The sequence below is a fragment of the Stenotrophomonas sp. STEN022 genome, assembly GCF_056760155.1.
In genome coordinates this window covers 1-3,044 of the sequence record NZ_JBRREG010000181.1, presented here as the reverse complement: position 1 = coordinate 3,044, position 3,044 = coordinate 1, and the positions used below count along the sequence as shown (strand labels likewise).

The following is a 3,044-nucleotide window of genomic DNA, read 5'->3' as shown; positions in this document are numbered from 1 at the left end:
GGGGTCGTCTCAGAAAACGGAAAATAAAGCACGCTAAGCCGGTTGCAGCGGCCGTAGCGGCCTGAACTTGCCCGCGCCGATCTTGGCGCTGCTGCGCCAGAGGTAATCGCCGGTCAGGTTGATGTGCTCCCAGCCGAGCGGCGACAGGTACTGCAACAGGCCGTCATCGACGGCTTGACCGTGGCCACGCAAGGCGTTCGCGGCCCGCTCCAGATAGACCGTGTTCCATAGCACGATGGCCGCCGTCACCAGGTTGAGGCCGCTGGCCCGGTAGCGCTGCTGCTCGAAGCTGCGGTCGCGGATTTCCCCCAGGCGGTTGAAGAACACGGCGCGGGCCAGCGCGTTGCGCGCCTCGCCTTTGTTCAGCCCGGCATGCACGCGGCGGCGCAGCTCGACGCTTTGCAGCCAGTCCAGGATGAACAGTGTGCGCTCGATGCGTCCCAGCTCACGCAGGGCGACGGCCAGGCCGTTCTGGCGCGGGTAGCTGCCAAGCTTCCTGAGCATCAGCGAGGCCGTCGCCGTGCCCTGCTTGATCGAGGTGGCCATCCGCAGGATTTCATCCCAATGGGCGCGGACGTGCTTGATGTTGAGCGTGCCGCCGATCATCGGTTTCAACGCCTCGTAGGTGGCATCGCCCTTCGGGATGTAGAGCTTGGTGTCGCCCAGGTCACGAATGCGCGGGGCGAAGCGGAAGCCCAGCAGGTGCATCAACGCGAAGACGTGGTCCGTGAACCCTGCCGTGTCGGTGTAGTGCTCCTCGATCCGCAGGTCGGATTCGTGATACAGCAGGCCGTCGAGCACGTAGGTCGAGTCGCGCACGCCGACGTTCACGACCTTGGTGTGGAACGGCGCGTACTGGTCGGAGATATGGGTGTAGAACGTCCGCCCTGGGCTGCTGCCGTATTTCGGATTGATGTGGCCGGTGCTCTCGGCCTTGCTGCCGGTGCGGAAGTTCTGGCCGTCCGACGATGACGTGGTGCCGTCGCCCCAATGCTCGGCGAAGGGATGTCGGAACTGCGCGTTGACCAGCTCGGCCAGTGCCGCCCCGTAGGTTTCGTCGCGGATGTGCCAGGCTTGCAGCCAGGCCAGCTTGGCGTAGGTCGTGCCGGGGCACGATTCCGCCATCTTGGTCAGGCCCAGGTTGATCGCGTCGGCGAGGATCGTGGTCAGCAACAGGTTTTTGTCCTTGGCCAGGTCGCCTGACTTCAGGTGGGCGAAGTGCCGGGTGAAGCCCGTCCATTCGTCTACCTCCAGCAGCAATTCGGTGATCTTGACGTGCGGTAGGATCATCGCCGTCTGGTCGATCAGGGCCTGTGCGGTATCGGGCACCGCCGCATCGAGCGGCGTGATCTTCAGGCCCGACTCCGTGATGATGGCGTCCGGCAGCTCGTTGGCCAGCGCCATGCGGTTGACGGTGGCGAGCTGCGTTTCCAGCAGCGTCAGCCGGTCATGCAGGTACTGGTCGCAATCGGTGGCCACGGCCAGCGGCAATTCGCTGGCCTGCTTGAGGCTGGCGAATTTCGCGGGCGGCACCAGGTAGTCCTCGAAGTCCTTGAACTGGCGCGAGCCTTGCACCCAGATGTCGCCGGAGCGCAGCGCGTTCTTCAGCTCCGACAGCGCGCACAGTTCGTAGTAGCGCCGGTCGATGCCGGTGTCGGTCATCACCAGCTTCTGCCAGCGCGGCTTGATGAACTCGGTCGGCGCGTCGGTGGGCACCTTGCGGGCGTTGTCGCTGTTCATGCTGCGCAGCACCTCGATGGCGTCGAGTACGTCCTTGGCGGCGGGCGCGGCCCGCAACTTGAGCACGTCGAGAAATTCCGGCGCGTAGCGGCGCAGCGTGGCGTAGCTCTCGCCGATGCGGTGCAGGAAATCGAAGTCCTCGGGTTGCGCGAGCCGCTGCGCTTCGGTGACGCTCTCGGCGAAAGCATCCCAGGACATGACGGCCTCGATGGCGGCGAACGGATCGCGGCCCGCTTGCTTGGCCTCGATCAGCGCCTGGCCGATGCGCCCGAACAGCCGCACCTTGGCATTGATCGCCTTGCCGGATGCCTGGAACTGCTGCTGATGCTTGTTCTTGGCGGCATTGAACAGCTTGCCCAGGATGCGGTCATGCAGGTCGATGATTTCGTCGGTGACGGTGGCCATGCCCTCGATGGCGAGCGCCACCAGGGTCGCGTAACGCCGCTGCGGCTCGAACTTCGCCAGGTCGGCGGGCGTCATCTGGCCGCCCTCGCGGGCGATCTTGAGCAGCCGGTTCTGGTGAACCAGCCGCTCGATGCCGGAGGGCAGGTCGAGCGCCTGCCACGCCTTGAGGCGTTCGATGTGTTCCAGCATGTGCCGCGAGTTCGGTTTGACCGGGGATTGCCGCAGCCAGGCCAGCCACGTCGTCTTGCCGTTGTCGCGGCGCTTGAGCAGATCGTCGAGGCGACGGCGATGCACGTCCGTCAGCGGCTCAGCCAAGGCGTCGTAGAGACGCCGGTTGGCGCGGGTAATCGCTTCGGCGCTCGCCCGCTCGACGGCGTTGAGGGCGGGCACAATGACCGACTGCCGCCGCAGGTGCTCGATCAAGGCTCTGGCCAGCACGATGCCCTTGTCGGTTTGCATGGCCAGCTCGGTCAGCAACTGGACAGCCTGCCGGTAGTGGCCAATCGTGAACGGCTGGAAGCCGAACACCGTTTGCAGCTCGACCAGGTGCTCGCGTCGGGTCTGCTCACGCTGCCCGTACTCGTCCCAGCTTTCGATGCCGACCTTGAGCTGGTTGGCGACCAGTCTCAGCAATGGCGGGAACGGTGGCTCATCAGCGCCAAGGATGACGCCGGGAAAGCGCAGGTAGCAGAGCTGCACCGCGAAGCCCAGCCGATTGGCCGGGCCGCGCCGCTGCCGGATGATGGAGAGGTCGCTTTCGCTGAACGTGTAGTGACGGATCAACTCATCCTTGGTGTCCGGCAACGCCAGCAGGCTTTCGCGCTCGGCGGCGGAGAGGATCGAACGGCGGGGCATGCGGTTTCCTTCTTCTTGAAAACGTAGGTTTGTGACAAGCCCGC

Annotated in this window: 1 protein-coding gene; it reads right to left on the bottom strand. The window is 65.2% G+C overall.

Annotated features, from left to right (window positions below; all coding sequences use genetic code 11):
- Positions 1 to 33: 33 nt before the first annotated feature.
- Entirely contained in the window at positions 34 to 3,000 is a 2,967-nt protein-coding gene (locus ACVOMF_RS20725; RefSeq protein ID WP_003100881.1) for a Tn3-like element ISPa38 family transposase, read from the bottom strand.
- Positions 3,001 to 3,044 lie beyond the last annotated feature (44 nt).